Annotated in this window: 20 protein-coding genes and 1 pseudogene; 12 read left to right on the forward strand and 9 right to left on the reverse strand. The window is 71.5% G+C overall.

Annotated features, from left to right (window positions below; genetic code table 11):
- The first annotated feature begins 170 nt into the window (after positions 1–170).
- The 3 genes from ACIHCL_RS17595 to ACIHCL_RS17605 are packed head-to-tail and all read left to right on the forward strand — an operon-like array spanning position 171 to position 4,770.
- Positions 171–1,106 (forward strand): class I SAM-dependent methyltransferase, encoded by a 936-nt coding sequence (locus ACIHCL_RS17595; RefSeq protein ID WP_399862606.1) that lies wholly within the window; start codon positions 171–173, stop codon positions 1,104–1,106.
- Positions 1,103–2,941, forward strand: coding sequence for a CoA transferase (locus ACIHCL_RS17600; RefSeq protein WP_399862608.1), 1,839 nt, complete (start codon positions 1,103–1,105; stop codon positions 2,939–2,941). The genes ACIHCL_RS17595 and ACIHCL_RS17600 overlap by 4 nt, the downstream gene beginning before the upstream one ends.
- Positions 2,942–2,955: 14 nt before the next feature.
- Positions 2,956–4,770, forward strand: a complete 1,815-nt coding sequence (locus ACIHCL_RS17605) for a class I adenylate-forming enzyme family protein (RefSeq protein WP_399862610.1) — start codon at positions 2,956–2,958, stop codon at positions 4,768–4,770.
- Here ACIHCL_RS17605 and ACIHCL_RS17610 read toward each other — a convergent pair.
- A pseudogene (locus ACIHCL_RS17610) lies at positions 4,696–5,039 on the reverse strand (hypothetical protein); the annotation flags it as partial. The gene ACIHCL_RS17605 and the pseudogene ACIHCL_RS17610 overlap by 75 nt on opposite strands.
- Before the next feature lie 388 nt (positions 5,040–5,427).
- Here ACIHCL_RS17610 and uppS point away from each other — a divergent pair.
- The 4 genes from uppS to ACIHCL_RS17630 all read left to right on the forward strand — a co-directional run bounded on the left by uppS (position 5,428) and on the right by ACIHCL_RS17630 (position 9,785).
- Positions 5,428–6,441, forward strand: a complete 1,014-nt coding sequence (uppS, locus tag ACIHCL_RS17615) for a polyprenyl diphosphate synthase (protein WP_399862612.1) — start codon at positions 5,428–5,430, stop codon at positions 6,439–6,441.
- Complete coding sequence (locus ACIHCL_RS17620; RefSeq protein ID WP_399862614.1) at positions 6,438–7,406, forward strand: hypothetical protein; 969 nt, start codon at positions 6,438–6,440, stop codon at positions 7,404–7,406. The genes uppS and ACIHCL_RS17620 overlap by 4 nt, the downstream gene beginning before the upstream one ends.
- A gap of 17 nt (positions 7,407–7,423) precedes the next feature.
- Complete coding sequence (locus tag ACIHCL_RS17625; protein ID WP_399862616.1) at positions 7,424–8,779, forward strand: protoporphyrinogen/coproporphyrinogen oxidase; 1,356 nt, start codon at positions 7,424–7,426, stop codon at positions 8,777–8,779.
- A gap of 733 nt (positions 8,780–9,512) precedes the next feature.
- A complete protein-coding gene (locus tag ACIHCL_RS17630; RefSeq protein ID WP_399862618.1) occupies positions 9,513–9,785 on the forward strand; it encodes a hypothetical protein in 273 nt (90 codons plus the stop codon).
- Positions 9,786–9,969: 184 nt separating this feature from the next.
- Here ACIHCL_RS17630 and ACIHCL_RS17635 read toward each other — a convergent pair whose 3' ends face one another.
- From ACIHCL_RS17635 to ACIHCL_RS17655, 5 genes are all read right to left on the reverse strand, one after another.
- Entirely contained in the window at positions 9,970–12,792 is a 2,823-nt protein-coding gene (locus tag ACIHCL_RS17635; RefSeq protein WP_399862619.1) for a hypothetical protein, read from the reverse strand.
- Positions 12,789–13,901 carry an AAA family ATPase gene (locus ACIHCL_RS17640; protein ID WP_399862621.1) on the reverse strand — a complete coding sequence of 371 codons (1,113 nt, stop codon included), beginning with the start codon at positions 13,899–13,901 and terminating at the stop codon, positions 12,789–12,791. The genes ACIHCL_RS17635 and ACIHCL_RS17640 overlap by 4 nt, the downstream gene beginning before the upstream one ends.
- A 328-nt stretch (positions 13,902–14,229) precedes the next feature.
- On the reverse strand, positions 14,230–15,855 hold the full coding sequence (locus tag ACIHCL_RS17645; protein ID WP_399862624.1) for a VWA domain-containing protein: 1,626 nt from the start codon (positions 15,853–15,855) through the stop codon (positions 14,230–14,232).
- Positions 15,852–17,270: a hypothetical protein gene (locus tag ACIHCL_RS17650; RefSeq protein ID WP_399862626.1), complete on the reverse strand. Its 1,419-nt coding sequence runs from the start codon at positions 17,268–17,270 to the stop codon at positions 15,852–15,854. Before ACIHCL_RS17650 ends, ACIHCL_RS17645 begins: the two co-directional genes overlap by 4 nt.
- Complete coding sequence (locus ACIHCL_RS17655) at positions 17,240–17,743, reverse strand: hypothetical protein (protein WP_399862628.1); 504 nt, start codon at positions 17,741–17,743, stop codon at positions 17,240–17,242. Before ACIHCL_RS17655 ends, ACIHCL_RS17650 begins: the two co-directional genes overlap by 31 nt.
- A gap of 167 nt (positions 17,744–17,910) precedes the next feature.
- On the opposite strand from ACIHCL_RS17655, the gene ACIHCL_RS17660 reads away from it, so the two are divergent.
- From ACIHCL_RS17660 to ACIHCL_RS17675, 4 genes are all read left to right on the forward strand, one after another.
- Positions 17,911–18,108 carry a hypothetical protein gene (locus tag ACIHCL_RS17660; protein ID WP_399862629.1) on the forward strand — a complete coding sequence of 66 codons (198 nt, stop codon included), beginning with the start codon at positions 17,911–17,913 and terminating at the stop codon, positions 18,106–18,108.
- Positions 18,109–18,127: 19 nt separating this feature from the next.
- Positions 18,128–18,712 carry a TetR/AcrR family transcriptional regulator gene (locus tag ACIHCL_RS17665; RefSeq protein WP_399862632.1) on the forward strand — a complete coding sequence of 195 codons (585 nt, stop codon included), beginning with the start codon at positions 18,128–18,130 and terminating at the stop codon, positions 18,710–18,712.
- A gap of 79 nt (positions 18,713–18,791) precedes the next feature.
- The gene (locus tag ACIHCL_RS17670; RefSeq protein WP_399862634.1) at positions 18,792–20,138 is read left to right on the forward strand and encodes an MFS transporter; all 1,347 of its coding nucleotides are present in this window, start codon (positions 18,792–18,794) and stop codon (positions 20,136–20,138) included.
- 25 nt (positions 20,139–20,163) lie between these two features.
- On the forward strand, positions 20,164–20,922 hold the full coding sequence (locus tag ACIHCL_RS17675; protein WP_399862636.1) for an SDR family NAD(P)-dependent oxidoreductase: 759 nt from the start codon (positions 20,164–20,166) through the stop codon (positions 20,920–20,922).
- 19 nt (positions 20,923–20,941) lie between these two features.
- Here the strand turns inward: ACIHCL_RS17675 and ACIHCL_RS17680 are convergent, their stop codons facing one another.
- The 3 genes from ACIHCL_RS17680 to ACIHCL_RS17690 form a co-directional block, all read right to left on the reverse strand.
- On the reverse strand, positions 20,942–22,159 hold the full coding sequence (locus ACIHCL_RS17680; protein WP_399862637.1) for a PQQ-binding-like beta-propeller repeat protein: 1,218 nt from the start codon (positions 22,157–22,159) through the stop codon (positions 20,942–20,944).
- Positions 22,160–22,595: 436 nt separating this feature from the next.
- Complete coding sequence (locus ACIHCL_RS17685; RefSeq protein WP_399862639.1) at positions 22,596–22,823, reverse strand: helix-turn-helix domain-containing protein; 228 nt, start codon at positions 22,821–22,823, stop codon at positions 22,596–22,598.
- Positions 22,820–23,434: a DUF2975 domain-containing protein gene (locus tag ACIHCL_RS17690; RefSeq protein WP_399862641.1), complete on the reverse strand. Its 615-nt coding sequence runs from the start codon at positions 23,432–23,434 to the stop codon at positions 22,820–22,822. The genes ACIHCL_RS17685 and ACIHCL_RS17690 overlap by 4 nt, the downstream gene beginning before the upstream one ends.
- 434 nt (positions 23,435–23,868) lie before the next feature.
- Between ACIHCL_RS17690 and ACIHCL_RS17695 the strand changes: the two genes are divergently transcribed.
- Positions 23,869–25,566 carry an ABC-F family ATP-binding cassette domain-containing protein gene (locus ACIHCL_RS17695; protein ID WP_399862643.1) on the forward strand — a complete coding sequence of 566 codons (1,698 nt, stop codon included), beginning with the start codon at positions 23,869–23,871 and terminating at the stop codon, positions 25,564–25,566.
- The last annotated feature ends 109 nt before the right edge of the window (positions 25,567–25,675 follow it).

The following is a 25,675-nucleotide window of genomic DNA, read 5'->3' on the forward strand; positions in this document are numbered from 1 at the left end:
CCGCCGGTCGACCGCCAGGCCCTCGGGCCACGCGCGCCCCGGCACATCCCGCACGTCCCGCTCCAGCCCCCGCGCACGCCACCGGGCCGTGGAACCACCGGGCCACGGACCCCCGCCCCACACACCCCACCCACCGCGCCCCTGGTCAAGCCCCATCGGAGGACCTCACCGTGCCGCAACCGACGGCCGCCCGCCCCACCCCTGAGCACACCCGGACCACTGCCTTGAAGACTGCCCAGCCCACCACCCCGGACCACGCCCCGCCCGCGCCGGAGCACACCCGGCCGACCCCGGGACATGGCCGGCCCGCCGCCCCCGGGTACGCCTTCGACAACGCCACCCCGCACAGCACGGAGCAGCACCGCTGCCTCGCCGCCGCCTACGACCCCGTCACCCTGCCCCGGCTCGCCGCCACCGGTGTCGGGCCCGGCTGGGCGTGTCTGGAGGTCGGCGCGGGCGGCGGCAGCGTGGCCCGCTGGCTCGCCGGGCTCGTCGGCCCCAGTGGCGCCGTGACCGCCACCGACCTCGACCCGCGCCACATCGCCCCCGCACCGCACCTGGAGGTGCGCGCCCACGACATCGTGCGCGACCCGCTCCCCGAGAACCACTACGACCTGGTGGTGGCCCGTCTGGTCCTCCAGCACGTGCCGGAGCGTCGCGCGGTGCTCGCCCGGCTGGTCCGTGCGCTGCGGCCCGGCGGAGTGCTCCAGATCGACGAGTTCGACACCTCCTACGAACCCCCGCTGCTGGCCCCCGACCTGGAGTCCGCACAGCTCTACGCCGACTTCCTCGCGGCCAAGTCCGCGGCCCTGCGCGCCGCCGGCGGCGACCCCCACTGGGGGCGGCACGTCCCCGGGGCGCTGCGGGACACCGGACTCGTCGAGATCGACGTCCACCCGCACGTCGAGGTGCGGCACGCCGGATCGCCCAGTCTTCAGCTCCAGCTCCACCACACGCATCATCTGCGCGACCGGCTCCTCGCCCAGGGCCTGACGGACCATCAACTCGACCGGGTGCAGCGGCTGATGGCCGATCCGGGCTTCCGCGCGGCGTCCAGCGTCCTGTACTCCACCCAGGGCCGGAAACCCGGGGGCGCCTCCCGATGAGCACCGCCCTCTCCCTCCCCTCCCCCGTCTCCGCCGCCACTCCCCCGCCCACCGCCTCGCAGGTCGGCGCCTCACCGGTCGCCGACGAGGTGGCGGCACGGCTGCTGCGCGGCGTCGCCGAGGACACCGGGCCGTGCGCCGTGCGCCGTGCGACCGACTGGTCCGGACCCGTGGCCGAGAACCTCGACGGGGAGGCGGCCGTCCAGGCGGCCTGCGGGATCATGCACGTCCACGGCAGGGCGGACGGCAGGCCGCTCCCGCTCGCCGTCGAGTACGCGGCCACCGTGGCCGGGGTGCTCACAGCCCAGGGCGTGTCCGCCGTGCTGCTCGCCCGCCACCGGGGACTGGACCTGCGCGAGGTGCGGACCTCCGCCGCGCAGGGGGCGCTGCTCGCGCTCAGCCAGTACCTCGCCGAGGCCACCGCCCCACCGGACGAGACCGCCGCGCCACGGCCGCCCGTTCCGTCGGGTGGTGCGGCGCCCGATGCGGCTTTCGGCGGCGCGGCGACCGATTCGGCCGTCGGCAGCGCGACACTCGTGTCGGCGGAGGGCGCGGCCTTCGAGTTGGAGACGCTCGACCCCGAGGCGTGGCGGCTCTTCTGGTGCCGGATCGGCGTCGCCGCGCGGGTGGCGGGGCGCGGTTGGGCGCCGTTCCAACGGCGGTTCGCGACCGCCGTGTGCGCACTGCCCGGGGAGCTGCGGGACGCCACCCGTACCACTCCGCTCGACGCCCTGCGCGCGGCGGCCACGGCGAGCGGCGTCAGCCTGGTCGTGCTGTCGGACGACCCACTGCCGCCCGGCCTGCCGGAACCGGTACGTCTCGTACCGTCGCCGGGCGGACCCCGCGTCCCCCTGCCGGGCGGCGGCCCCGCGTCCCCGGACGCGCTCCCGCTCAGCGGCGTACGCGTCATCGAGTCCACCCGCCGGGTCCAGGGGCCGCTCGCCGGGCACGTCCTGCGACTGCTGGGCGCCGAGGTGGTCCGCGTGGAGCCCCCGGGCGGCGATCCGATGCGCGGTCTACCGCCGCTGGCCGACGGCTGCTCCGCCCGCTATGCGGCGCTCAACGCGGGCAAGCCCGTCGTGGAGGCAGATCTGCGTACCGCCGCAGGTCGTGCGACGGTACGCGAACTCGTCGCGGATGCTGACGCGTTCGTGCACAACTGGGCGCCCGGACGTGACGCACGGCTCGGTCTCGACTCCGAGGGGCTGTGGCGGGTGCGACCGGATCTGGTGTACGCGGGCGCCTCCGGATTCGGGGACGCCTGTCCGCCGGAGCGCACCCCGATCGGCACCGACTACCTCGCCCAAGCCCGCAGCGGGCTGGCCGCTGCCCTGCGCCCGGCCGGGGAGCCGCCCGCGCCGTCGCTCATGACGCTGACCGATGTCCTCGGCGGTCTCGTCTGCGCCCAGGCGGTCGTGGCCGGACTGCTGCGGCGGGCCCGGACCGGGAACGGCGTCCACGCCGAGACCTCGTTGCTGTCCGCCGCCGCCCTGGTGCCGCGTGCGCCCGTACGCCGCACGGGGTGGTCGCCGCTCGAACTGCCGCTGCGGACGGCGGACGGCTACCTGTACCTGGGCGAACGGGCCCGCACCGACGAAGCCGTGCTCGCCCGGCTCACCGAGTCGTCCCACGCCGCTCCGAAGTCCGTCGCCCCGCGCTTCGGCCGACGCACCACCGGGGAGTGGCGGGAACGGCTGCGCTCGGCCGGGTTCGACGCCACCGAGGTCCGCACCGATCTGAGCACCCTCCCCGCCGACCCCGCCTTCCGGGACGCCGTCGCCCCGGCGCCGCCCGGCGGGTACGCGACGGTGCGCAGCCCTTGGACGTTCTCGTGACAGGCGACATCCTCATGACGAGCGACACTCTCGCGACGGGCAAGACCCCCAGGACAGGCGATGTTCCCATGACGGGCGCGGTGCGGGAAGCCACGGCCCCCGCGCATGCCGCCCCCGCGCACCCGGCGCCCGTCGGTGCCGTACCGGTCGAAGCCGTCCCCGGAACCCATCGCGACGGTGTGTGGACCTCCCGGGCGGGGGTGGCCGTTCCCGACCTCGTTCCGCGCGCCGAACGCCGGGCCTGGGCCGAGGCGGGGCTGTGCCCTGACCGCGATCTCTACGCCCTGTTCCGGGAGCGGGTACGCCGCCACCCCCGGCGGCAGGCGCTCGTGGAGAGCGGCGACCCGGCCGGCGGCGGACTCGACTACGCCGGGCTCGACGCCGAAGTCCGCCGTATCGCGGCCCTGTTCACGGAGGCGGGGCTCGGGGCGGGGGACGTCGTGGCCTTGCGGCTGCCCGGCGGCAGGGACGCGGTGGCCGCCGAACTCGCGGTGTACGCGATCGGGGCGGTCGCCCTCCCGTACCCGCCGGGCGGGGGCAGCCGGGACACCCTGGCCCTGCTCGGGGGCTCCCACGCGCGGGCCGCCGTGCTCGCCGACCCCGCCGATGTCGCCGTGTGCGCGCGACTGCCCCACGTCGACGTGGTGTTCGGCACCGGACCCGGTCTCGCCGGTACCCGCCGGCTGGGGGCGCGGGCCCGGCGCCCCTGGCGGTCCGTCCCGGTGGACCCGCACGCCCCCGCCCGCGTCCTCGTCTCCTCCGGCACCGAGGCCGCGCCGAAGATGGTCGCGTACTCCCATCAGGCGATGGCCGGTGGCCGGGCCGCCTATCTGCGGGCGCTCGACCCGGACGCGGACGTGCGCCGCCACCTGGTGCTCGTACCGCTCGGTTCCTCCTTCGGGTCGTGCGGTGTCGTCACCCTCGTCGCGCTGGGCGGCACGCTCGTCGTCCCGCCGTCGTTCTCGGTCCCCGAGGCGCTGCGGGCGCTCACCGTCCACCGCCCCACCCATGTCTTCGGGGTGCCGACGATGCTGCGCCGCCTCGCCGAGAACTGCCCGGCGGAGGCCGGGGACCTCCCGGAGCTGCGGGCCCTCGTCTCCAGCGGTGCCGCGCTGCCGCACGGCACCGCGCGGGCGTGCGCGGAGCGTCTCGGCCGACCGGTGCTGACCGTGTACGGCTCCTCGGACGGCGTCAACTGCCATACGGCCTGGTCCCCCGGCGCCGACGACGGGTGCGTGGGGAGGCCGGACCCGGAGGTCGCCGCCATCCGTGTCACCGGCGCCGACGGCGCACCCGTCCCGCCGGGCACCACGGGCGAGATCCAGGCCAAGGGCCCCATGACCCCGCTCTGCTACCTGGCCGCCCCCGCGCTCGACGCCCGCTACCGCACCGCGGACGGGTGGGTGCGCACGGGTGACCTCGGTCGGATCGGTCCCGACGGCCGTCTGTACGTCCTGGGCCGCATCAAGGACGTGGTGATCCGCGGCGGCCTCAACATCAGCCCCGCCGAGGTCGAGAGCGAGCTCGCCCACCACCCGGACGTCGCCGAGGCGGTCTGCGTCCCGGTCCCCGACCCGGACCTGGGCGAACGGCTCTGCGTCTGCGTGCGCCCCGTACCGGGCGTCCCCGTCCCCGGCCTCGCCGACCTCAACGCCTTCCTGCTGCGCAGGGGCCTGGAGAGACGCAAACTGCCCGAACGGTTCCTCCACGTCCCCGTCATGCCGCTCGGCCCCACCGGCAAGGTCTGCCGCCGCTCACTGGCGGACCGTTCCCGGGACGCCTTCCCGGGAACGGTGGCCTCGGAGACGACGTGCGGCGACAATCGCTGAACCGTGGGTGTTGTGAGTACTTCAGTGGCGTCCAGAAATCTGTGAGTGAGGTAGAACAAGCGGAGTTCATCCACTTCACCACCGAAACGAGGCGGCCAGTCGGGCGATGGGGTGAAGTCGTCCAGGATGAGAAGGCCACCGGGGGCAAGCAGTTCGACGACCCCCTCGGGTTCGTCACGCTTGCCTCCACCGTCGCAGCAGAGGACGTCGAAGGGGGCGTGCTGCTCAAGCAGCCGCCAGTCCCCGGTGAGGACGCCGACGCGGTCGTCACCCGTATCGCTACCCCGAGAGGTGCCGCTGACACAGCCACGCCTGCGGCCAGATGCTTCGCATCTCAAGGTCCAGTGGCACGCGCGGTGAGCCGTTCGGTCTGACCGCGGGCACCGCACTCGCCGCAAATGGATCACGTGTCCTATTGGCGCTGAATCTTTCCACCGTCGGGGTGGTTTATCGATTCCGTCCTGGTGGGCTTCCCGCCCGATGCGGCTAAATCGGAAGCGTTGGTCGTGCCGTGGGGGGCGGGATGCGTGTGCTGGTGTCGACTGGGGCAGAGCCGTGGACGGTTCTGCCCTTCCCTGACGATGCTGCGAAGCTGCTGCGAGGGCTGGAGCGGCGTGTGATCTCGCGGGTGGATGCGGGTGGGGCGGTGCGGGACGGGTGCCGGGCACGCAGCAGTTGGTGGCTGCCGGGCTGGGCAAGGTGTTGGAACATCAGCGGGCGGACGGGGGGCTGCCGTTCGTGTCGGACGCCGACACCTGGTGCACCGCGACGGCCGGGGTGGCGCTGGCCTCAGTGGGCACGGTGCCGGAGGTGCTGCACCGGCTGGCCGGGCATCTGGTCAGGCAGCAGTTGCCGGCGGGCGGCGGCCTGTCGGCGCATGGCAGAGACCTTCACCCTGCTCTCCCTGGGGCACCTGCGCTCCCGCAGCATCGCAGCGGTCCGCACCGGGACGCTCGCGGCAGCAGCGGCGAGTGGGCCGTGAGTGAGCAAGCCCCAGGCGGGGCGCTGCCCCGCCATGTGGGCTTCGTCCCCGACGGCAACCGCCGCTGGGCACGCCAGCAGGGCCTGTCGGTTCTGGAGGGACACCGCCGGGGAGCCCGGGTGACAACGGCGGCGCTGCGCTGGTGCGCGGCGGCGGGCATCGACCGGGTCACAGTGTGGGCACTGTCCCTGGACAACGTGGTGCGGCGGCCGGAGGTCGCGGGCATGCTCACGGCGATCACCGAACTCGCCGACGCGGTGGCCGGCCAGCCGGGCTGGCGCCTGCACGTGATCGGTGACCTGGAGCAACTGCCCGATCCTGGCTGCGCCGAAGCTCTGCGTGGTGCGGAACGCGTCTCGGCAGGCGACGGTCCCGGTGCGGTCAGCCTGGCCGTGGCCTACGACGGGCGCCACGAAATCGTGGACGCGGCCCGCTCGCTGCTGGCCAAGGACCCCGCAGCCGTGCTGGATTCCCGCGCTGTGTCGCAGGAGCTGGAGCTGCGCCACCAGAGCGACTGTGATCTGATCATCCGTACGTCCGGGGAGTTCCGCCTGTCCGGGTTCCTGTTGTGGCAGAGCGTCCCGGCCGAGCTCTACTTCACCGATGAACTGTGGCCCGACTTCACCGAGCGGTCCTTCCAGCGAGCCCTGGCCTCTTACGCCCAGCGTGAGCGGAGGTTCGGCGCATGAGCCAGGAGAACGCACTACCGCGTGAGCTGACCGCCTACGCCTACCGCCACCTCACCCGCATCCTCCCGCCAAGTACCCCGCATCCGGCGGCCGATGAGGTGGAGGCCGATGTCCGCACCTGGGCACAGCGCACCGGGGTGTACGGACCGGACCAGGAGCACCAGCTGGCCCGGCGCAGGATCGGGCACCTGGCCGGCTGGTGCATGCCCCAGGCTCCCACCCCGGTGGTCCGCCTGGCCGCCCGTTACCTGGCCTGGGTCTTCGTCTTCGACGACACCGTCGGCGAAGACGCCAAGCGGCTGAACCGCGCCCTGGTCTGGGACCTGCCCGGCCTGCTGGAGGCGGGGGTGGCGCACCCGGCGGCGCCTGCGGGCGGGCTCACCGCCGCACTGGCCGCCGTGCGCCGGGACATCGTGGATGCCGGAGGAGAACCGCTCCTGCCCCAGCTCGCCGTCGCACTGCGCCACTACCTGGCCGGCTGTGCGCGCGAAGCCCCCTGGCGCGCGAGCCGGGTGCCACCCGCCCTGGGAACCTACCTGCACGACCGCGTCCACACCTCAGGGGGCCATCCCCTGTATCTGCACCGCCTGGCCCCCGGCATGCCCCCGCTCTCAGAGCCACTGCCGCCGCCCGTGACCGGCCTGGCCGAACTCGCCTTCCTCATCGGCGCGCTCGCCAACGATCTGATCGGCTTCACCGCCGAACAGCACCTGGGCGATCCCGTCAACGCCGTGACCGTCCTCGCCCACGAGTACTGCCTGCCGCTGCCCGACGCCTACCGGGCCACCGTCGTCCTCCACGCATCCCACAAACACCACTTCGACACCGGCCACGCCCGCCTGCTCGCCGACCCCGCCCTGACCGAGCCCCAGCGGCGCCTCGTGCACGCCATCGGCGGCTGGGTCGCCGGCAGCGCCGCCGCACTCGAGCCCTACTGGCAGCACGCCCTGGCCCACCAGCCCTAACGACGTGAGGACCCCGCATGCTTCAGACAACGCCCCGGACGGTTCACGTGATCGGCGGCGGCATCGCCGGACTCACCGCGGCCTGGCGTCTCCAACAGCAAGGCGTCACCGTCCGCGTCTTCGAGCGCGAAGGGCAAGCCGGGGGCCGGATGCGCACCATCACCCAGGACGGCTTCCGCATCGAACTGGGCGCCAGCATCCTCGCCATCAACTACACCGGCATGCTCCAACTGATCGAGGAACTCGGCATCAGCAGCCAGTACGGCCCATCCAGCTCGGTGTGCGGGTTCCTCCGCCACGGCCGTGTCCACCACCTGCGCACCGACTCCACACTCGACTTCCTGCGCTCGCCTCTGATCGGACCGCGCTCCAAGATCACCCTGGCCCGTGTGCTGCCCGACCTCGTCCGGCACCGTAAGCGCCTGGATTGGGACACCATGGACCAGAACACACACCTGGACCGCCTCAGCGCTACTCAGTACGCCCAACGCCACCTCACCCGCGAGATCCACGACCAGCTATGCGAACCGCTCTTCGGCGGCGGCATCGTCCTGGGCGACCCCGCCCATCTCACCGCCGCCGACATGCTCTTCTACGGTGCCAAATTCCTCGTCCCCCACTTCAACACCCCTCACGGAGTCGGCCTGCTCACCCAGACCCTCGCCGACCGCCTGCCCACCACCTGCAACGCCACCGTCACCGCTGTACGCACAGCGGGCCATGGCACCACCGTCTCCTGGACCCACCACGGCCGCCCCCAGCCCGACGAACACGCCGACGCCACGATCGTCGCCCTTCCCGCACCGCAGGTCCCAGACATCCTGCCCCAACTCAGCGCCGACGACGCCGCATACCTAAGCTCAATCCCCTACTCACGCGGCCTTGGCATCTCCTTCGGGCTCTCCCACCCACCGGAGGAGACATCCCCCAACGTCTTCATCTCCCGCGCTGCACAACCCGAGATCGCCGGAATCGAGCTTCACCACAACAAGATCCCCGGTCGCGTCGACGTCGGCCAAGCACTCATCACCGTCTATCCACGCAAGGACTTCACCGACCAGTGGTGGGACAAGGACAATGACGCGATCGCCGAACGGATCCTCCACATCACCTCGGCGATCCTGCCCGGCATCCGGAGCGCCGTCCTCACCACCTATGTCAACCGCCGCGACCCCGCCCTGGTCGTCCGCCCACCCGGCGGCTACGCCGCACTCCGTGCGTTCAACACCCGCCGCCGCACCGCCGATCCCCGCATCCAGCTTGCTGGCGACTACTTCGGCCCTTCCAGCACCTACGGCGCCCTCCGCTCCGGCGAACACGCCGCCACCCAGACCCTCCACCATCTGGCCAACACCGTTGCCGCATCTGAATGAGGCGTCAGTATCAAGAGGCCCGGACACTGTTCTCACAAATGAACATCTGTGAGAGTTCCGCGAGAGGCCCGGAGGCGATCGTGTTTCCGCAGGTCACCCGTTTGCCAAAGTCCTCTCGAAACCGGCGTGTTGTGCTGCGGGGCACTTCTGAGAGACTGCGCCATGGATGTGACGCCCGATCAGGCAGCATTGGCGGTAGAACGTCACGACCGCCCGAACTGCGACGCGCCGGCGGGCAGCGCCTGCCGCACCCGTGGCGGCAAGACCGCCCAGAAGTACCACAACCCCTCGCTTCGTCCTCGTCCCCCCGTTCCGCGAGCACCTCGACGTTCCCGCCCCCGCCGAACGGCTCCCTGGACGCGCCTGGAAGCAGGGCCCCACGCTCGCGGTGGTCCCGGCGCCCCGCACGGAGCGACCGGTACGGATCGGCTACGCCAGGGCATCGACCGCCCGCCAGGAGCTGGCGAGCCAGCTCGAAGCCCTGCGCCCGGCGGAGGGAGGCGTCCGACGGCGTACGTACACGGGGAATGCCGCGCCGAGGGCGCCGGCGGCGGTGTTCGGCAGCGGGCCGTCAGGCCGAGAAAGCCGGTCGTCGGACCGCCCCGCCGGGGACTCCCCCGTCCGGGGCTCTTCCGCCGGGGCGGCCCGCTGGCACACTGGAGTCGGCGCTGTCCTCCGGGTCGTCCCCGGTCGACGGGGCCGTCCCGGAGACCAGACATCCCGGAGGCCATGTATGACGTGCGGAAACTGCGGCGCTGCGGCGAACCAGGGGCCCGACGGTTCGTGGACCTGTACCAACCAGTGCGGCTGGTCCTCAGCCGCTCCGGCCGCCGCGATAACCCCCGAGATCACCACCACCCGCTGCCGAGGTTGTGACGCACAGGTGTACGGGCTAGACGGGCGGTACGCCTGCGGTCTGTGCTCCTGGTCCAACCACTGGGACGAGGGCCACCGCCCGCTCCCCACCGCGGACCGGACCGCCGGGGACTTCGACGTGCTGGAGTAGCCAGGCACAGAGGTCTGGAGTGAGCCCGGAGAACCGGAGACCTGGGTGAGCCTCGATTCTCCGGGCATCAACTCCGCCCCCCTCCCCCGCCGGAACCACGAGCCCGCCGGGACTCATGGGTCGGTCGGGACTCATGGGCCGGCCGGTGGCCACGGGGCCATCGGGCCCGTCGGCCTGCCGGAGGTCACGAACCTGTCAGCAGCACCTCCAGCGCCACCGCCGTGTCCGGATGGCGGCCGACGAGCGCCACGCCCGACGGGCCGGTTTCCGCCGTCTCCCAGCTCCCGTCGCAGCCCAGCAGGCCCGCCACCGCGTCGCAGGTCGCGGGGTGGGCGGCGAGCAGCGCGACGCCCCGGGCGGCGGCAGCGCCCCCTACCGGACGTACGGCCTCCGGCTCCGGGCGGGCCCGCCACGGCGGGACCCACGTGTCCAGGGCCGCGAGCCGGCCGGGGAACATCCGTCCGGCCTCGCGAATCAGCAGCGGGGCCAGCTCCGTTCCGCTCGCCCGCAAGGTGCTGATCAGGGTCGGCAGCCACGGCAGCAGCACCGGGTCCGGCAGCCGCCCGAACGCGTTCGACACCGCTTCCACGACGAAGTCGGTGAGGCCCGGAACGGGCTCCAGGGCGTGCACGAAGCCGCTGAGGTAGCGCGGATAGGCCGGCACCACCAGGGGGTTGGCGAGCAGTTCGTCGCACCGCTTCCGCAGCTCCGCACGGGTCAGGAGCCCGAGGTGCGTCCGGGCCGCCCACAGCAGCGCCGTCTTCGACGGGTCCTCCGGGTGCGACTGAGCGACCGCCAGTTCCAGCTGGGCCCGGTCGCAGCCCAGGGAAAGCGCCAGGCTCTCCATGCTGAACAGGAAACCCAGCGTCGCGGCCACCTGGCGGACGGTGGCGTCGTCGTCGGTGAACGCCGTCGGCAACAGGGTGCAGTAGTGCGCGTAGCCGGCCTTGACGAAGGACTCGATCCACGGCGGCAGCACCGGCTCACTGGTGCGGTAGTACGCCAGCAGTCGGCGTACCCGGCGCAACACCTCGGGCGCGTCGTCGACGCCGCGTTCGGCCGAGAGCACCTCCAGGGCATGGGTGCCCAACTCGTCGGCGAGGCGGCGGCTGCGCAGGTACAGCGTCGCGTCCTCGACGGTCCCCAGGACAGTCGCCGCGGTGGCCTGCGGACCGTATGCCGTGCGGCGCAGGCGCTGTTCCAGGACCTGTTCCAGGCTCACCCCCTCGTAGCCGAGCTCGATGAGGGCCCGCTGGTGGGTGCCGAGCGCCAGGTCCCACGATTCCTGGATCGGGCGTTCGCCGAGCCGCCGCTCGCCCATGATCGGCCGGGCGGCGCCGTGCGGCATCAGGCGGCGCAGCATCCACAGCACATCGGAACACCGCTCCAGTTCGGGCTGGGCGGCTATGTCGAGCAGGGCCCGTTGCACGCCGCGCTGCTGGAGCTTCAGGTTGAGCGGCGCGAGCCGGTCGTGCACGTCGCGCGCCAGGGGCGGCAGCGCGTCGTAGCCGACCTGTCCGACGCGGTCGCCGCCCATCATGATCTCGACGAGGCGGCGCACATCGCGCCGGCCCGGCACGGTGTCCTTCTCGATGCAGGTGACGGCCGCGTCCTGGAAGTCGTACGGCGTGGGCCTGGCCCGGTCGCGCATCCCGGCCAGCAGGATCGACGTCTCGAACACCGCGATGGCGTCGGCGGTGGAGGCGAGGTAGCCGTTGCGGCGGGCGGCGCGCACGATCTCCACCGACCAGCCGAGCAGTTCGGCCTCGTCCAGACGGTCCAGGACCGGCGGTTGCCGGAGGAAGCCGGTCAGCTTGTCGGAGGCCGGGACCGGCGGTGCGGGTGTGATCGGTGCGGGGGCCGCCGCGGCCACGGTCTTCTTGGACTTCGTCCTCTTCGTACCGTTCTGCCCTGCCAGGCGGTACGGCTTGACGCGGGTGCGCTTGAGGTTCTTCGCCCAGACCGTCGCGGCGATCGACACCGAGCCCGCGGCGAGGCCGAACTGCGCCTCGATCGCCGCGTTGCTGGACGGGATCAGGCCGTACTGCCATGTGGTGGCGGTGCGCGGACCGATCTCGAAGGTGTCGGTGCCGTGCACGCCGAACTCGGCGACGCGGCTGACCGCGTGGAAGGCTCCGCAGACGTAGAGGCAGTCGGCGGGGTCGGTGCCGGTCGCGGCCAGGTGCTCGCGCATCCTGGTCCACATGTGGCGTTCGCGGTCCTCGTCGACGCGTACCCGGCCGGAGTCGCCGGGGGCGAGCCGCCGGAACAGGCTGCCGATCAGCAGCATGACCTGGCGGTAGGTGTCGTGGTCGCCGTCGCCGAGCGGAAGCTCGACGTACTGGTGCCACCACTCCGACCAGTGCCGCACCTTGCCGTGGCGCAGCAGGTGTTCCTCCAGTTCGGCGAAGCGCGGTCGCAGGTCGCCCAGTTCCACGCCGACCGCGTCACCGTGGAGCTGGGCCTCGTCCTCGGTCGAGACCGGTGGTGCGTCCGGGTCGGCGGGTTCCGGGGTTTCCGCGCCGCGCGGGTCCCACTGGAAGACGTGGTCCGAGGAGCGGTCCACGAGGACCAGTTCGACGCCCGGTGTGTCCAGGGCGTAGGCGATCGCCTGGTACTCGGCCGACGCCTCCGTGACCGGTGCGACGACCGACAACGGTGACCAGTCGGCGGGGAAGCCGTCGACCTCGGTCGCGAACGCCTGGACCGCCACCGGGAGGCGGCAGTTGCGCAGCTCGGTCAGGAGCGGGGCCATGTCCTCGCACAGCTCCAGGTAGACGACCTTGGGCTGCTTCTCGCGCAGGCGGCGGGCCATCGCGGTCGCCGAGGCGGGCGAGTGGTGGCAGACGGGGAAGATCTCCAGCGGCTCGCGCACCGCGCGGTCGACGTCGTCGACGATGCCGAGGAGGATGCCCTCCAGTGCGTCGGGGCCGTCGGCGAACGTCGCGGCGGCTTCCTGGAGCTGCGCGCGCAGCTCCGCGAAAGTCCCCTCGTGGGTGGCGCTCATGACAGGGTGGCGATCGCGTCGCGGCCGCCCTCCAGGAACTCCGGCCAGGATCCGCCTTCCTCCTTGCTGCGGGGCTCGACGACGCCGTGCAGGTACTTGTTGAGGATGGCCAGGTCCTCGGGCTCGCGCCGGGCCAGCGATCCGACAAGCGAGGAGGCCAGGGTGCGGGCGGTCAGGGCGCGCTCACCGAAGAAGTTGCCGTGCAGGATCGCGTCTTCCAGCACGCCGATCTGTTCGGCGGTGGACAGCGCGGACTCCAGCTTCTCGTCGTCGCTGCCGGCCGCGGCCGACGAGGCACGCAGATCGGCGAAGCTCTGCAGCAGCACGTCGAGGAGGGTCGGCGGCACATCCAGCTCAATCTGGTGGCGGCGCAGCAGTTCCTCGGTGCGGAAGCGGACGATCTCCGCCTCGCTCTTCTTGTTCGTCACCACGGGGATGCGCACGAAGTTGAAGCGGCGCTTGAGCGCGGAGGAAAGGTCGTTGACGCCCCGGTCGCGGCTGTTGGCGGTGGCGATGATCGAGAATCCGGGCTTGGCGAAGACGATGCCGTCGCTGTCCAGTTCGGGGACCGAGATGTACTTCTCGGACAGGATCGAGATCAGCGCGTCCTGGACGTCGCTGGTGGAACGGGTGAGCTCCTCGAAGCGCCCGATCGCGCCGCCCTCCATCGCGGTCATGATCGGCGAGGGGATCATCGACTCGCGGGACTGGCCCTTGGCGATGACCATGGACACGTTCCAGGAGTACTTGATGTGGTCCTCGGTGGTGCCGGCCGTGCCCTGCACGACCAGGGTGGAGTTGCGGCAGATCGCCGCGGACAGCAGCTCGGCCAGCCAGCTCTTGCCCGTGCCGGGGTCGCCGATGAGCAGCAGGCCGCGGTCGGAGGCCAGGGTGACGATGGAGCGCTCGACGAAACTGCGGTCGCCGAACCACTTCTGGGAGATCTCCCGGTCCAGGCCGTCGGAGCGCTCGGAGCCCAGGATGAAGAGGCGGACCATCTTCGGGGACAGGCGCCAGGAGAACGGCTTGGGGTTGTCGTCGATGGACTCCAGCCAGTCCAGTTCCTCGGCGTACTTGATCTCGGCGGGGGCGCGCAACAGGTCGGACATGTCTGGGCCTTTCTCAGTGAATTCTCGGTATGTGGCGGATGCGGCCGGGTCGGCCGGTCCGGCAGAAGCCGGGCGAGCGAGTGGAGCCGACGGTTCCGGTGTGGTCGGCGACTTCGGTTCCGATGCGGTCGGCGACGGGCGGTTCTGAGGGCTGTCCCGTCATCCGTGGTGGATCAACGCGCTGCGTCGGATGTGGTGCGCTGCAAGGCGGAGCAGCGCGCGCGTACCGGATACATGCGGACGTATGAGGATGTATGAGGATGTTCCGACAATGCGGCGAGGTGCCACAACTGTCGGCGGACGCGCGCCGGTGATCACGGGACAGCCCTCAAGTGAGGAACGTCTTGAGTTCGTGGACGAGCTTGCGGATGTGACCGGAGATCACCGGGGTGCCGAGATCCTTGAAACGCTCCCGGAACCAGGGGTTGACGCTGGCGCGGCCGGAGCTGGTCACCGAACCGACCGGGATGAACTTGGCCCCGGAACGGTGAATGGCGGTCATGCTCTCGAACAGCGGCTCGCCCCGCCATTCGTAGAAGTCCGAGATCCACACCACGACGGTGTTGCGGGGCTCGGCGATCTTCGGCTGGGCCAGTGCCATGGCGACCGTTCCGTCGGTGCCACCGCCGAGGTTGGTGCGCAGCAGCGTCTCGAAGGGGTCGTGCACCCAGGGGGTGAGGTCGAGGGCCTGTGTGTCGTATGCGATCAGGTGGACGTCCACCTTGGGCAGTCCGGCGAAGATCGACGCCAGGATGGTGCAGTTCACCATGGAGTCGACCATCGAGCCCGACTGGTCCACGACGACGATCAGCCGCTGGGGCGTGGTCTTGCGCACGGTGTGCCGGTAGTAGAGGCGGTCGACGTAGAGGCGCTCCTCCTCCGGGCTCCAGTTGGTGAGGTTCTTCCAGATCGTGCGGTCGAGGTCGAGGTTGCGGAATACGCGTTTGGGCGGGATCGAGCGGTCCAGGGCACCGACCGTCGCCTTCGCCACCTGGGTGCGCAGCACTTCGGCGACCTCGTCGACGAAACGTCGGATCAGGGCCTTGGCATTGGCCAGGGCGACGCCGGAGAGGTTGTTCTTGTCCCGCAGCAGCTGTTCGATCAGCGACATGCTGGGGGTGAGCTGTGCGGCGAGCGCGGGGTCGGCGAGGACCTCGCGCAGGTGCATCCGCTTGACCAGGTCCGCTTCGAGGGCGCCCAGCTCCGGGCCGATGGCCGGGATCAGCCGGCTGAGGTCGGGGGTGGTACCCCGAGCGCCGGTACCGGTGGGGCTGACGCCGGGTCCTGCCACGCCTCCGCCGGTACGGCCGCCGCCGCGCCCGCCGCGCAGTTCGCCGGGCTTGCAGCCCAGCGCGCGCTCCAGCCAGCCCGCGTCGGACTGCCAGCGTGCCAACTGTCCGGCGGTGACCGTGCCGGAGCCGGTGGCGAAGACGTTGAGCAGCACCTTCGACACCAGTGCCGCACGCCGTACCTCGGCGGCCCGGTCGCGTATGCCGTCGTCCTCGCCCGTACCGTCGCCCTCGCCGTCCGGTACCGGGGCGGGCGCCATCAGGCCGTCGAACTCGTCGGCCAGCCCGGGGTGGCGCTGCACCACCGAGTCGACGGAAGCCTGCGGATCCAGCAGCGCGGACGGCAGCCCGATGTCCTCGACGACGGCGAGGCTCGCCGATTCCAGCGCCGGCTGCTCCTCATGGTCGAAGAGGCGGGCGAGGAGCCGCCAGTACAGGACCTGGCGCCGGTTGTCGTACGGGTCCGCCCCAGGGGGCCCGTCGAGGTCCGCCCCCGGGGCCTCGTCGGGGCGCGCCGTTCGGACCGCGCCGGTGCCGGCCGCAGTGGCCTCGGCCGCGACAGTCCCGGCCGCGATGGTCTGGTCCGTCTCCGCCCCGGTGGTCTCGTCGGTGCCCGGCCCGGCGATGTTCTCGGGTTGTTCCGTCTCGGGGGTCCGTCCGGTCATTTCCTCAACAGCCTTCCGGCGCGCTCCCGCAGCACCGACGTGGCATCGGTGGCGGCCTTCTCGGCCTTGGCGCCCGCCTTGTCGGTGGTGCCCCCGGCCCATCCCCCGGCGTGAACCGCGACGGACTTCTTCCGCACGGTGGTCTCGACGGCCAGCGGCTGAACGTTGAACGATCCGGCGTCCCAGCGCAGCAGTCCGATGCACGCCCCGGACGCCGCGACGGCCTCGGGGGTGAGCGGCCCGGCGGCCGGGATCCGGTCGGTGTCGACGGCGAGGGGGTGCCCGGCGACGGTGAACGTCAGTGTGCCGTCGTCCTTCCGCGCGGTGTAGCCCTCCAGGAACACGGGCACGGCGATGCGCACCGGGTGCCGGTCCAGCGGCGCGGTCACCGCGTCGGTGGCGGTGGGCAGGGCGACGCGGGCGGTGGCGAAGGCGTCGGCAGGCTCGCCAGGGCGGGCGTGCTCATCGCTCCAGATCAGATCGCCCTCGGTGGTGACCGGCATGTCGGTGATCTCCATCGAGAGGCCCTCGCCCGCGGCCTCCAGGAGGGACAGGTGCGGGCGGAGCAGCTGCCAGACACCGGCGCCGACCACGGTGTCCGGTTTCGGTACGGCGACACCGGCGCACACCAGGCGGGGTGCGGTGCCGTCGGCGGGCTCGAACACCGCGTGGACCTGGGCCTGTGCGGCGGTCGGATGTTCCTGGAGGTCGACGCCGAGCGGCAGGAGGCGCCCCGTGGCTGTACCGGTCGCGGGTGCGTCGGCCGCACCGGGCAGCGTCAGCAGCATTGCGCGGGACCACAGGTCGGCCCAGCGGCGTTCCGGGATGTGTTCCAGGGTGGCGCCCGGGCAGGACGCGGCAAGTTCGGCGGCGAAACCGTCGAGGAGCGCCGCCGGGCGGCGCAGGGCCGGGTCCGGGAGCATGGCGGAGACGACCTGGGCCGCCCCGGAGACGATCTCGTGATCGATACCCTGCCATCCGCTGCGCGCCAGGTCGGACAGCCAGGAGCGGGCGGCGGCGAGCAGGTTCGCCCCGTGCTCCCCGTCTGTCGGGGGGACGGTCTCCTCGGCGCGGGAACGGCCGGTCGCCTCATCGATACGGGCCGCCAGCGCGTCATGGACCGAGCCGAGGAGCGCGGTGCGGGCTGCGGCGAGGGCGATGAAGTGGTCCTCTCCGGCGGCTCCGGCCGCTGCCTTCTCGGCCGCCTCAGCGGTCCGGGCGGCGAGCGGCGACCCCGCGACGGCCTGGGCCAGCTCGGCCAGGCCGGCGGTCTGTGCGGGCTGGGGGCGGAGGAGCCCGGTGACGAGGACCCGGTCGAAGGCGTCGACGGCCGCCAGGGCTTCGTCGAGCCCGGGGATGCTCTCGGCGAGCAGGTCGGCACGCATCACGCCACCGCCCTGGTCGGCGGGAACCACTGCATCTCCGGCAGCGGCGCGGTGGTCGGGGCGAGTTCCAGGTACGCCAGGTGGCGCAGGAACCGGCTGAAGACCGGCGCGGCGGCCGTCGTGTCCCCCTGGGGCGGCCGTGTCGCGGTCATGTCGGCGGTGATGGTCTGGGCACTCGTCTCCCCTTCCGCCGTGTCGACCTTCAGGTAGCGGGCGACGCGCTCGGCGCCGTACTGGAGCACCGCCTCGTTGATCAGGGATCCGATGTGCTTGCAGAACGAGCCGCGCGCACCGCCGCAGGGGCGGTTGTTGTTGGTGCTGCACGCGAACGCGAACGTGCCGGCCGCGACCGACGAGACATAGACCCGTGCGATGTCCGAGCCGCTGGACACCACGCCCTGCAAGCGTCCGTCGGCCAGCTCGACGAACGGAACCTTGGCGAGCTTGCGCGGCCGGGCGGGCGGTATGACCCGTGCCGTGCTCGACCTCTCCCGAACTGACAACGCACCATCTCCTATGCACGAAGGGGGGTCCGCGCCACGTCGGCGGGACACTGCTGAACATACTTGCGGCCACTGACAACGCCGGATCGCGCACGCGCTGGTGGGCGGTCAGGAGGGGTTCATCGACTTCGTCAACGTCGGCGGACGAGGCCCGCTACCGGGCCCGGGTGCGCACGGTGCTGCGCTCGTCGTACTCCAAACACTGGCGGCGGATGCTCTCGCCGCTCCTGGACGTGCTGGAGCTGAAGCGCAACAACACCGCCTACCGGCCTGTGATGGACGCCAGCCGAACGATTCCCCGTCTCTCGTGCGGCGGTGTGCCGGGTCCCGCCGCGATGCAGAGTTATTTGACCGATCGTTCTTGATACGGCTACGGTCTTCAACATGGCCAGGACCAAGGAATTCGATCCGGACGCCGTGCTGCAGTCGGCCCTTGAGCTGTTCTGGCGGCGCGGCTACGAAGCGACGTCGTTGACGGATCTGGTCGAGCACCTCGGCATCGGCCGCGCCAGCATCTACGCGACCTTCGGCAGCAAGCACGAGCTGTATCTGAAGGCCATGGACCGGTACACCGAGACGCGCGATCCGGCCCTGCTTGCCGAGTTGTCCCAGCCGGGCCCCGCACTGCCTGCGGTGCGGGCGGTGGTGCGCCGCTTCGCCGCGGAGGCCGCCTCCCCCGAGGGTCGACTGAACGGCTGTTTCGTCACCAATACCGCGGCCGAGCTGGCGCCGCACGACCCCGCGGCGGCCCGCCGGGTCGAGATCAGCTGGGAGCATGTCGAGACCCTGCTGCACTCCGCGCTCGTACGGGCCCAGGCTCAGGGCGAGCTACCCGAAGGTCGCGATCCGCGCGCACTGGCCCGCATGCTGCTCGTACTGCTCCAGGGGATACGGGTCGTCGGCAAGGCGTCGAACGATCCCGCCCGGGTACGGGACGCGGCCGAACAGGCTCTAGCCCTGTTGGACTGACTCACATCCACCGAATCCACCGGGCCCCCTTCCGCACGCCCAAATACTGAACCGATCGGTCCAATATAAGGAGGAAGGCATGATCGCCACGGGCGCTGCCCGCGTCGCCACTACGCATCAGCGATACGCCTTCGTCCTCCTCGGTGGCGTCCAGACCACGCTGATCTTCACGCTCGCTGCGCTCGCCATACCGCTGCCCCTCATAGGGCGCGAATTCGACCTGGAGCGCGCAGACTTGATCCTGCTCAGCGCTGCCTACGGACTGACCTTCGCCGGGTTGCTGCTCTTTGGCGGACGCCTCGCGGACCGCTATGGGGGTCGGCGCGCCCTCAACGCGGGCCTGGTCCTCTTCGCCGCCGCCTCGGCCGCGGTCCCGCTGGCCCCCGGCATGGGAACATTGCTCGTCACGCGCTTCGCGCAGGGGGCGGGGGCGGCTCTGATCGCGCCCGCCGCCATGGCCGTGCTGCACGCCGTCTTTCCCTCCCCACCCGCGTACAGCAGGGCGATGGCCACCTGGGGCGGGCTCTCGGTACTCGGCGCGACCGCGGGCAATCTGCTCTCCGGCGTCATCTCAGCGCTGCTGTCATGGCGTTGGACCTTCGCCGTACCGCTCGTGGTGGCCCTCGCAGCCCTCGCCCTCACGCCCCGGCTGCTGCCGGACACCACGCCGAGCCGGAGCAGGACTCTCGACCTGCCGGGTGCTCTGCTCGCCACCACCGGGATCGCCCTCGCCAGTTACGGGCTCATCGTCACCGATACCCGCCCCTGGTCGTCGGTCGGCGTGCTCACGCCGCTGCTCTGCGGGGCCGCGCTGCTGGCCGCGTTCTGGTACGCCGAGCGCCACGCCCCTGACCCGCTGCTGCCGCCCGGCTTCCTGCTCGACCGGCGGCGGTTCCTCGCTCTCGCGGCCATCGCACTGAGCGCCTGCGGAACCACGATGACCTTCGTGTTCCTCTCGCTCCAACTCCAGCAGGCGCGCGACTGGTCACAGCTGCAGACCTCGGCGGCGTTCGTACCGTTCGCTGTTGCGCTGATCGCCTCGAACCGGGCAGCAGGACCGCTCATCGGCCGGTACGGGGCCCGAACCGTCACAGCCGCTGGGCTCGGCACTGGCGCGGCCGGGCTCACTCTCCTCGCGCTCACCGGGATCGACGCACACATCTCATACGGGTATGGACTGCTGCCGGGCCTCGTGCTGCTGCCGGCCGGCACAGCGGCCTCCTTCGCGGGAGCCGCCGTGCTCGCCACCGAAGGCGTGCCGCAGCGGCAGACCGGACTCGTGGGCGGCGTGCTGAACACCGCGATGGAATTCGGCCCGACCCTCCTGTTCGCGATCGTGCTCACGCTCGGCAGCGACGCCTCGTCCCTGGCCGCAACAGGGGCCGCTCTCGCCACCGTCGCCCTTCTGAACCACCGCACCAAGTAATCCATCACTCAAGGGAGCCACCGAAATGAACCGCTTCACCGGCAAGACTGTCCTCGTCACCGGCGCAGGCTCCGGCCTCGGCCGCGCAATCGCGCTCGCCTTCGCCGCCGAGGGCGCATCCGTGGTCGCCGCGGGACGCACCGCGGCCTCCCTGGACGAGACGGTCGGTCTCATCGAGGCCACCGGCGGCACGGCCACCGCCGTCACCGCCGATGTCACGGACTCCAGCCAGCTTCAGAACCTCATACGCGAGAGCGTTACCCGCTTCGGTGGACTGGACATCGCGGTCAACAACGCCGGAATACTCCGCGGCACTGTACCCGTCGGTGAGGTGAGCGAGGAGGACTGGGACGCGGTGCTGCGAACCAATGTCACCGGCGTCTGGCTGGCCATGAAGCACGAGATCGCGCACATGAAGGGAAACGGTGGCGGCGCCATCGTCAATATCTCCTCCAGCCTGGGCGCACACCTGCGGATCCCGAACGTCGCCGCGTACATCACCTCAAAGGCGGCGGTCTCCGCGCTGACCCGCGCCGCCGCTCTCGACCACATCCACCAGGGCATCCGCATCAACGCCGTCAGCCCCGGCGCCTCCGCTGCTCCCATGTCGCTGCGGCCCGGCGAGACCGAGGCCGACCGTGCCGAGCGGGTGAAGACAGAAAACCCGCTCGGCCGAGTCGCGGAAGCCGAAGAAGTGGCGGCCGCGGTGCTCTATCTCGCCTCGCCCGCAGCCGGCGCGGTGGTCGGCGCCGACCTGGTCATCGACAGCGGATCCTCGGCCTGACCGTTCGCAGGCTTCGGCGTCACACGGCCGGCAGGGCGGTCACCTTCTTTCCGTGCAGGGCCGCCAAGCGCTTCCCCTGGGCCGTCAGATACCACTTCTGGATGTCGCCCGTGCCGTCGTTGTACGTCCAGCGCAGTTTTCCGCTCGCGGCGTCGAAGGCATGGACACCGCCCTTCTCGTCGAACTCCGTCGCCCCGTAGAGGGTCTTGCCGACCTTGGCGAACTTCCAGGGGAACGCGGCCTCCAGGAGGTCGGTGTTGTGCCAGTTCTTCTTCCCGGTCGCCGGGTCGATGGCCCACAGGCCGTGGACGCTGTCGGACACGTAGAGAACGCCGTCGAGGACCGCCGGACCGTTGAACCGGCTGAACTCCTCGGCGGCGAGCGACCAGTGTTCCGTGCCGTCGGCCAGCTTGAAGGCGCGCAGCCGGCCCCCGTCGGCGAGGATGACCAGGTCCTCATGGACGGCGAACTCACTGTGGTTGGACCGGCCGATCTTCTTCGTCCAGATCTGCCGTCCGGTCCTGGTGTCGCGGACGGTGACGTTCTCTCGGTAGTCGGTGTAGACAAGGCGCCCGCCGACGGCCACGGCGGTGATGCCGGTCTCCTCCGTGCCGTGGTCGCGCTGCTCGCGCCAGACGACCTTGCCGGAGGTGGTGTCGATCGCCGCGACCACGTTGTCCGGAGTCCTGAAGTCCTTGTCCAGGATGCCGCCGGTGACGTAGATGTGGTCGTCGTCGACGGCGATCGGCCGGGGCTCCGCGTACTGGCTGCCGAGGCGGCTCCGCCAGGTCTCCTTGCCGGTGGCGGGATCCAGGCCGATGACGTTCCCGTCGTACTCGGCGCTGGCGAGGTACAGGGTGCCGGAGCCTATGAGCAGGGAGGCTCCGGGGGTGGTGACACCCTTGCGGGACCACGCCTCCTTTCCGGTGGCGATGTCACGTGCCACCAACGGGTCGCCGGACACGATGACCATGTCGCCCACCACGGCGATTGCGTCATTTCCGACCAGGCCGTCATTGGCCGCGGGAGCCTGCCACAGCGGTTGGGGGGCGGTGCCCGCGGGCGGCGTGGTGAAGGGGTCCTTGTTCCCTCCGCCTCCCGGTTCCCGCGTGGCGGTGCCTTCGCTGGGCTCGTCCTCCGGCGCGCATCCCCACACACCTGCCCCGAGCAGCGCCAGCCCCAGCCCCTTGCCCGCGAGTCTCATCACCCGACGGCGTGACAGGTCGTCTCGGCTCATGGTCTTGTTCCCCGTCTTCTGCGAAGTTCGTGTCCGGTGTGCCGGATGTGGCGCCCGGAGCCGGATCAGACTAACCAGCAAATTTCGACAGGCTGAGAGCATGGGACGCGCCCGGGACAGCCCTGTGACTCAGTCGTCACCACGAAACGAACGAGACCGTGGCGATGTGCTTCCCGGCTGCGGGGCGTCCGGGCGCACGGCTCCGGATGCGCCACGTCCGCACGCGCGGGCATGGGACACGCCAGCCGTGGACGCGCAAGCCTTGGACGCGCGGGGTTCGAACACGCGGCTCGGACACACGAGCCTTGGACCCGCCCGCCGTGGCACCAGCCCCGGACACGCCGGCCTGGCCGCCCACGCCGCACGCACGGCACAGGGCACGGCACAGGACTCAGGGCGCCCGCCGCCCGGACGCCCCCGCCCGTGCGACGGCCCGTCACTCGTCCCGGTAGCCGAGCAGATCCCCCGGCTGGCAGCGCAGTTCACGGCAGAGCGCGGTGAGCGTACTGAAGCGGATCGCCTTGGCGCGGTCGTTCTTCAACACGGAGAGATTGACGACCGAGACCCCGACCCGGGCCGCAAGCTGGGTCAGCGTCATCCCGCGCTCGGCCAGCAGCCGGTCCAGATGGACCTCGATACGGTGCTCCGGTGCCGGATCCGTCACACCAGCCCCTCGGTGTCGGCGCGCAGCCGGGTGCCCCGCCGGAAGACCTCGGCGACGGCGGCGATCAGAAGCGCGAGAAGCAAGTACGAGAAGGAGTAGGTGACGGAGAACGGAGCCAGCCCGTCGGAGTCCGTGCCGCGCAGCAGCAGGCTGGTCGTGACGGCTTCCAGCAGCGGCACGAGGAGGCTCATGAGAAACACCGTCGCCGCGACGGCGTGGAGCCTGCGAACGTTCCGCGCGGTGAACTCCTCCCCGCCGCGCAGGCTCCGGGCCATCCGGAACAGCAGGCCGAGTATCACGATCAGCAGCACACCACCGGCGATATCGGGCAGCGCGAGCAGCAGCCGCTCCCCGAAAGCGGGGTGGGCGAAGACGAGTCCGGCGCGATCGGTACCGATGAGGGCCGGCCCGTCGCTTCCGCCCAGCAGCGCGTGCGGGGCCGGTCCTCTCTCTTCGAGTCGTACCTCCCGGTGCGTGATCGGGTCGAGGACGCCGACCACCCCGAGGAGCGGTACGAGCACACCGAACAGTCCGACCAGGCCCACTCCCAGCACGCATCCCAGCTCAAGCGCCCGCTGGTCGCCACGGCTCCACCATGACTTCGTACCCACAGACGATCCTCCATATCGTTTATCGATATTATCGAATAACGATAAACCAAGGATGTACTCCGGGCACACCGGCCGCCGCGGACCTCGGGCTGCAGGACACGAGCCTGCGGCCCCAGCCCATGAACCCAGCCCCCGGGGAACGGCACCCTGGGCCGCAGGGCCGCAAGAGGCCCGCCCCGGGCCGTCGCGGCGGCCCGATAAATACCGAGCAGCCACCGCGACGCCGCTGTTAGACTCCGGGCGACGTTGATCGTGTATCGAGGAGACCGAACGTGGTAGGGGACGACGACATCTCGGGGTGAGATACCGCCCCGACCGGCCGCCGGCCGATGCCCAGAAGCATCGCGAGACCGTAGTGGCCCGTTTCGTCGTTCCCTTCATTCATGCTCCGGGCACCGGTGTCGGCCTGCCCGTGTTCCCCTTGAGGTCTTCCCATGTCAGACGCCTCCGTCATCTGCTCCAACCTGTCCTTCTCCTGGCCCGACGGCTCACCCGTCCTCCAGGACCTGTCCTTCACGCTGAACCGCGGCCGGACGGGCCTGGTCGCTCCCAACGGCTCCGGCAAGAGCACCCTGCTCAGGCTGATAGCCGGTGAGCTGCGGCCCCGAACCGGCTCCGTGTCCGTGGTCGGCACGCCCGGCTACCTCCCGCAGTCCCTCCCCCTGACCGGGGACCTCACGGTGGCCGAGGTCCTGGGCGTCGACGAGGTGATCCGGGCCTTGGACGCCGTGGAGTCCGGGGACGTGAGCGAGAAACACTTCACGACCATCGGTGACGACTGGGACATCGAAGAGCGCACCCGAGCCCAACTGGACCGGCTCGGTCTCGGCGATCTCGCCCTCGACCGGAGCCTGAGCACGCTCAGCGGCGGCCAGATCGTCTCGCTCGGCCTGGCGGCCCAGCTTCTGAAGCGGCCCGACGTACTGCTGCTCGACGAGCCGACCAACAACCTCGACCTCGACGCCCGTCACCGGCTCTACGACGCGCTCGACGACTTCGGCGGCTGCCTGCTGCTGGTCAGCCACGACCGGGCACTGCTCGACCGAATGGAACGCATCGCCGAGCTCGAAGAAGGTCAACTCCGCTTGTACGGAGGGAACTTCACCGAGTACGAAGCAGCCGTGCAAGCCGAGCAGGAGGTCGCCGAGAAGAACGTCCGCAACGCCGAGCAGGAACTGAAGCGCGAGAAGCGGGAGATGCAGCAGGCCCGCGAACGCGCCGAGCGCCGCGCGAACAACGCCGCCCGCAACCTCAAGAGCGCCGGTCTGCCGCGCATCGTCGCCGGAAACATGAAGCGGGGCGCCCAGGAGGCCGCAGGCCGGTCGGGGCAGATGCACGCCTCCCGGGTCGGCGAGGCCAAGGCCCGGCTGGACGAGGCGGGCCGCGCCTTGCGCGACGAGCAGCGGATCACCCTGGACCTGCCGGACACCGTCGTGCCCGCCGGGCGCACTCTCTTCCTGGGCGAGCGGATGCGGGTCGGGCACGGCGAACGGCCTCTGTTCGCCGGTGAGGGCATCGACCTGACCATTCGCGGCCCCGAGCGCATCGCGCTCACCGGCCCCAACGGCGCCGGCAAGACCACGCTCCTGCGGCTGATCCACGGCGATCTGGATCCGGCCGACGACACGCAGGACGGCGAGCGGAACGGCTCACCCGCACCCGCCCACGACCCCGGACCGAACAGCGGGTGGATCAAGCGGGCCGACGGCCGGGTCGCCTACCTCTCGCAGCGGTTGGACCTGCTGGACCCGGACCGCAGCGTCGCGGAGAACTTCACCGCGTTCGCCCCGCACCGGCCGGAGGCGGAGCGGATGAACCTGCTCGCACGCTTCCTCTTCCGGGGTTCCCGCGCCCATCTCCCCGTGGGCGTGCTGTCCGGCGGCGAACGGCTGCGCGCCACCCTGGCCTGCGTGCTGTGCGCCGAACCGGCCCCGCAACTACTGCTCCTCGACGAGCCGACGAACAACCTCGACCTGGTCAGCGCGGGTCAGTTGGAGAGCGCGCTGGGCTCCTACCGGGGAGCGTTCGTGGTGGTCAGCCACGACGAGCGTTTCCTCGCCCGGATCGGGGTGAACCGTTGGCTGCGGCTGGCCGACGGCGAGCTGAGGGAAACGGGGGCGCCCGAAGTGTGAGCCACCGACGTGTCGGCCGGGACCGCTCCCGAGGTGTGGCTCCCGGTCGCCGACGTGCCGTTGGCGCCCTGGGCGCGGTCCCGGCGCGATCGTCCTGGCCGGCCACGAC

This window comes from Streptomyces sp. NPDC052042 (genome assembly GCF_044548345.1).
Taxonomy (GTDB): domain Bacteria; phylum Actinomycetota; class Actinomycetes; order Streptomycetales; family Streptomycetaceae; genus Streptomyces.

Coding starts and splice junctions, on each gene's coding strand:
- ACIHCL_RS17600 (WP_399862608.1), top strand. CDS start 1,103: ATGAGCACCGCCCTCTCCCTCCCCTCCCCCGTCTCCGCCGCCACTCCC.
- ACIHCL_RS17605 (WP_399862610.1), top strand. CDS start 2,956: ATGACGAGCGACACTCTCGCGACGGGCAAGACCCCCAGGACAGGCGAT.
- ACIHCL_RS17620 (WP_399862614.1), top strand. CDS start 6,438: ATGAGCCAGGAGAACGCACTACCGCGTGAGCTGACCGCCTACGCCTAC.
- ACIHCL_RS17625 (WP_399862616.1), top strand. CDS start 7,424: ATGCTTCAGACAACGCCCCGGACGGTTCACGTGATCGGCGGCGGCATC.
- ACIHCL_RS17630 (WP_399862618.1), top strand. CDS start 9,513: ATGACGTGCGGAAACTGCGGCGCTGCGGCGAACCAGGGGCCCGACGGT.
- ACIHCL_RS17635 (WP_399862619.1), bottom strand. CDS start 12,792: ATGAGCGCCACCCACGAGGGGACTTTCGCGGAGCTGCGCGCGCAGCTC.
- ACIHCL_RS17640 (WP_399862621.1), bottom strand. CDS start 13,901: ATGTCCGACCTGTTGCGCGCCCCCGCCGAGATCAAGTACGCCGAGGAA.
- ACIHCL_RS17645 (WP_399862624.1), bottom strand. CDS start 15,855: ATGACCGGACGGACCCCCGAGACGGAACAACCCGAGAACATCGCCGGG.
- ACIHCL_RS17665 (WP_399862632.1), top strand. CDS start 18,128: ATGGCCAGGACCAAGGAATTCGATCCGGACGCCGTGCTGCAGTCGGCC.
- ACIHCL_RS17670 (WP_399862634.1), top strand. CDS start 18,792: ATGATCGCCACGGGCGCTGCCCGCGTCGCCACTACGCATCAGCGATAC.
- ACIHCL_RS17675 (WP_399862636.1), top strand. CDS start 20,164: ATGAACCGCTTCACCGGCAAGACTGTCCTCGTCACCGGCGCAGGCTCC.
- ACIHCL_RS17680 (WP_399862637.1), bottom strand. CDS start 22,159: ATGAGCCGAGACGACCTGTCACGCCGTCGGGTGATGAGACTCGCGGGC.
- ACIHCL_RS17695 (WP_399862643.1), top strand. CDS start 23,869: ATGTCAGACGCCTCCGTCATCTGCTCCAACCTGTCCTTCTCCTGGCCC.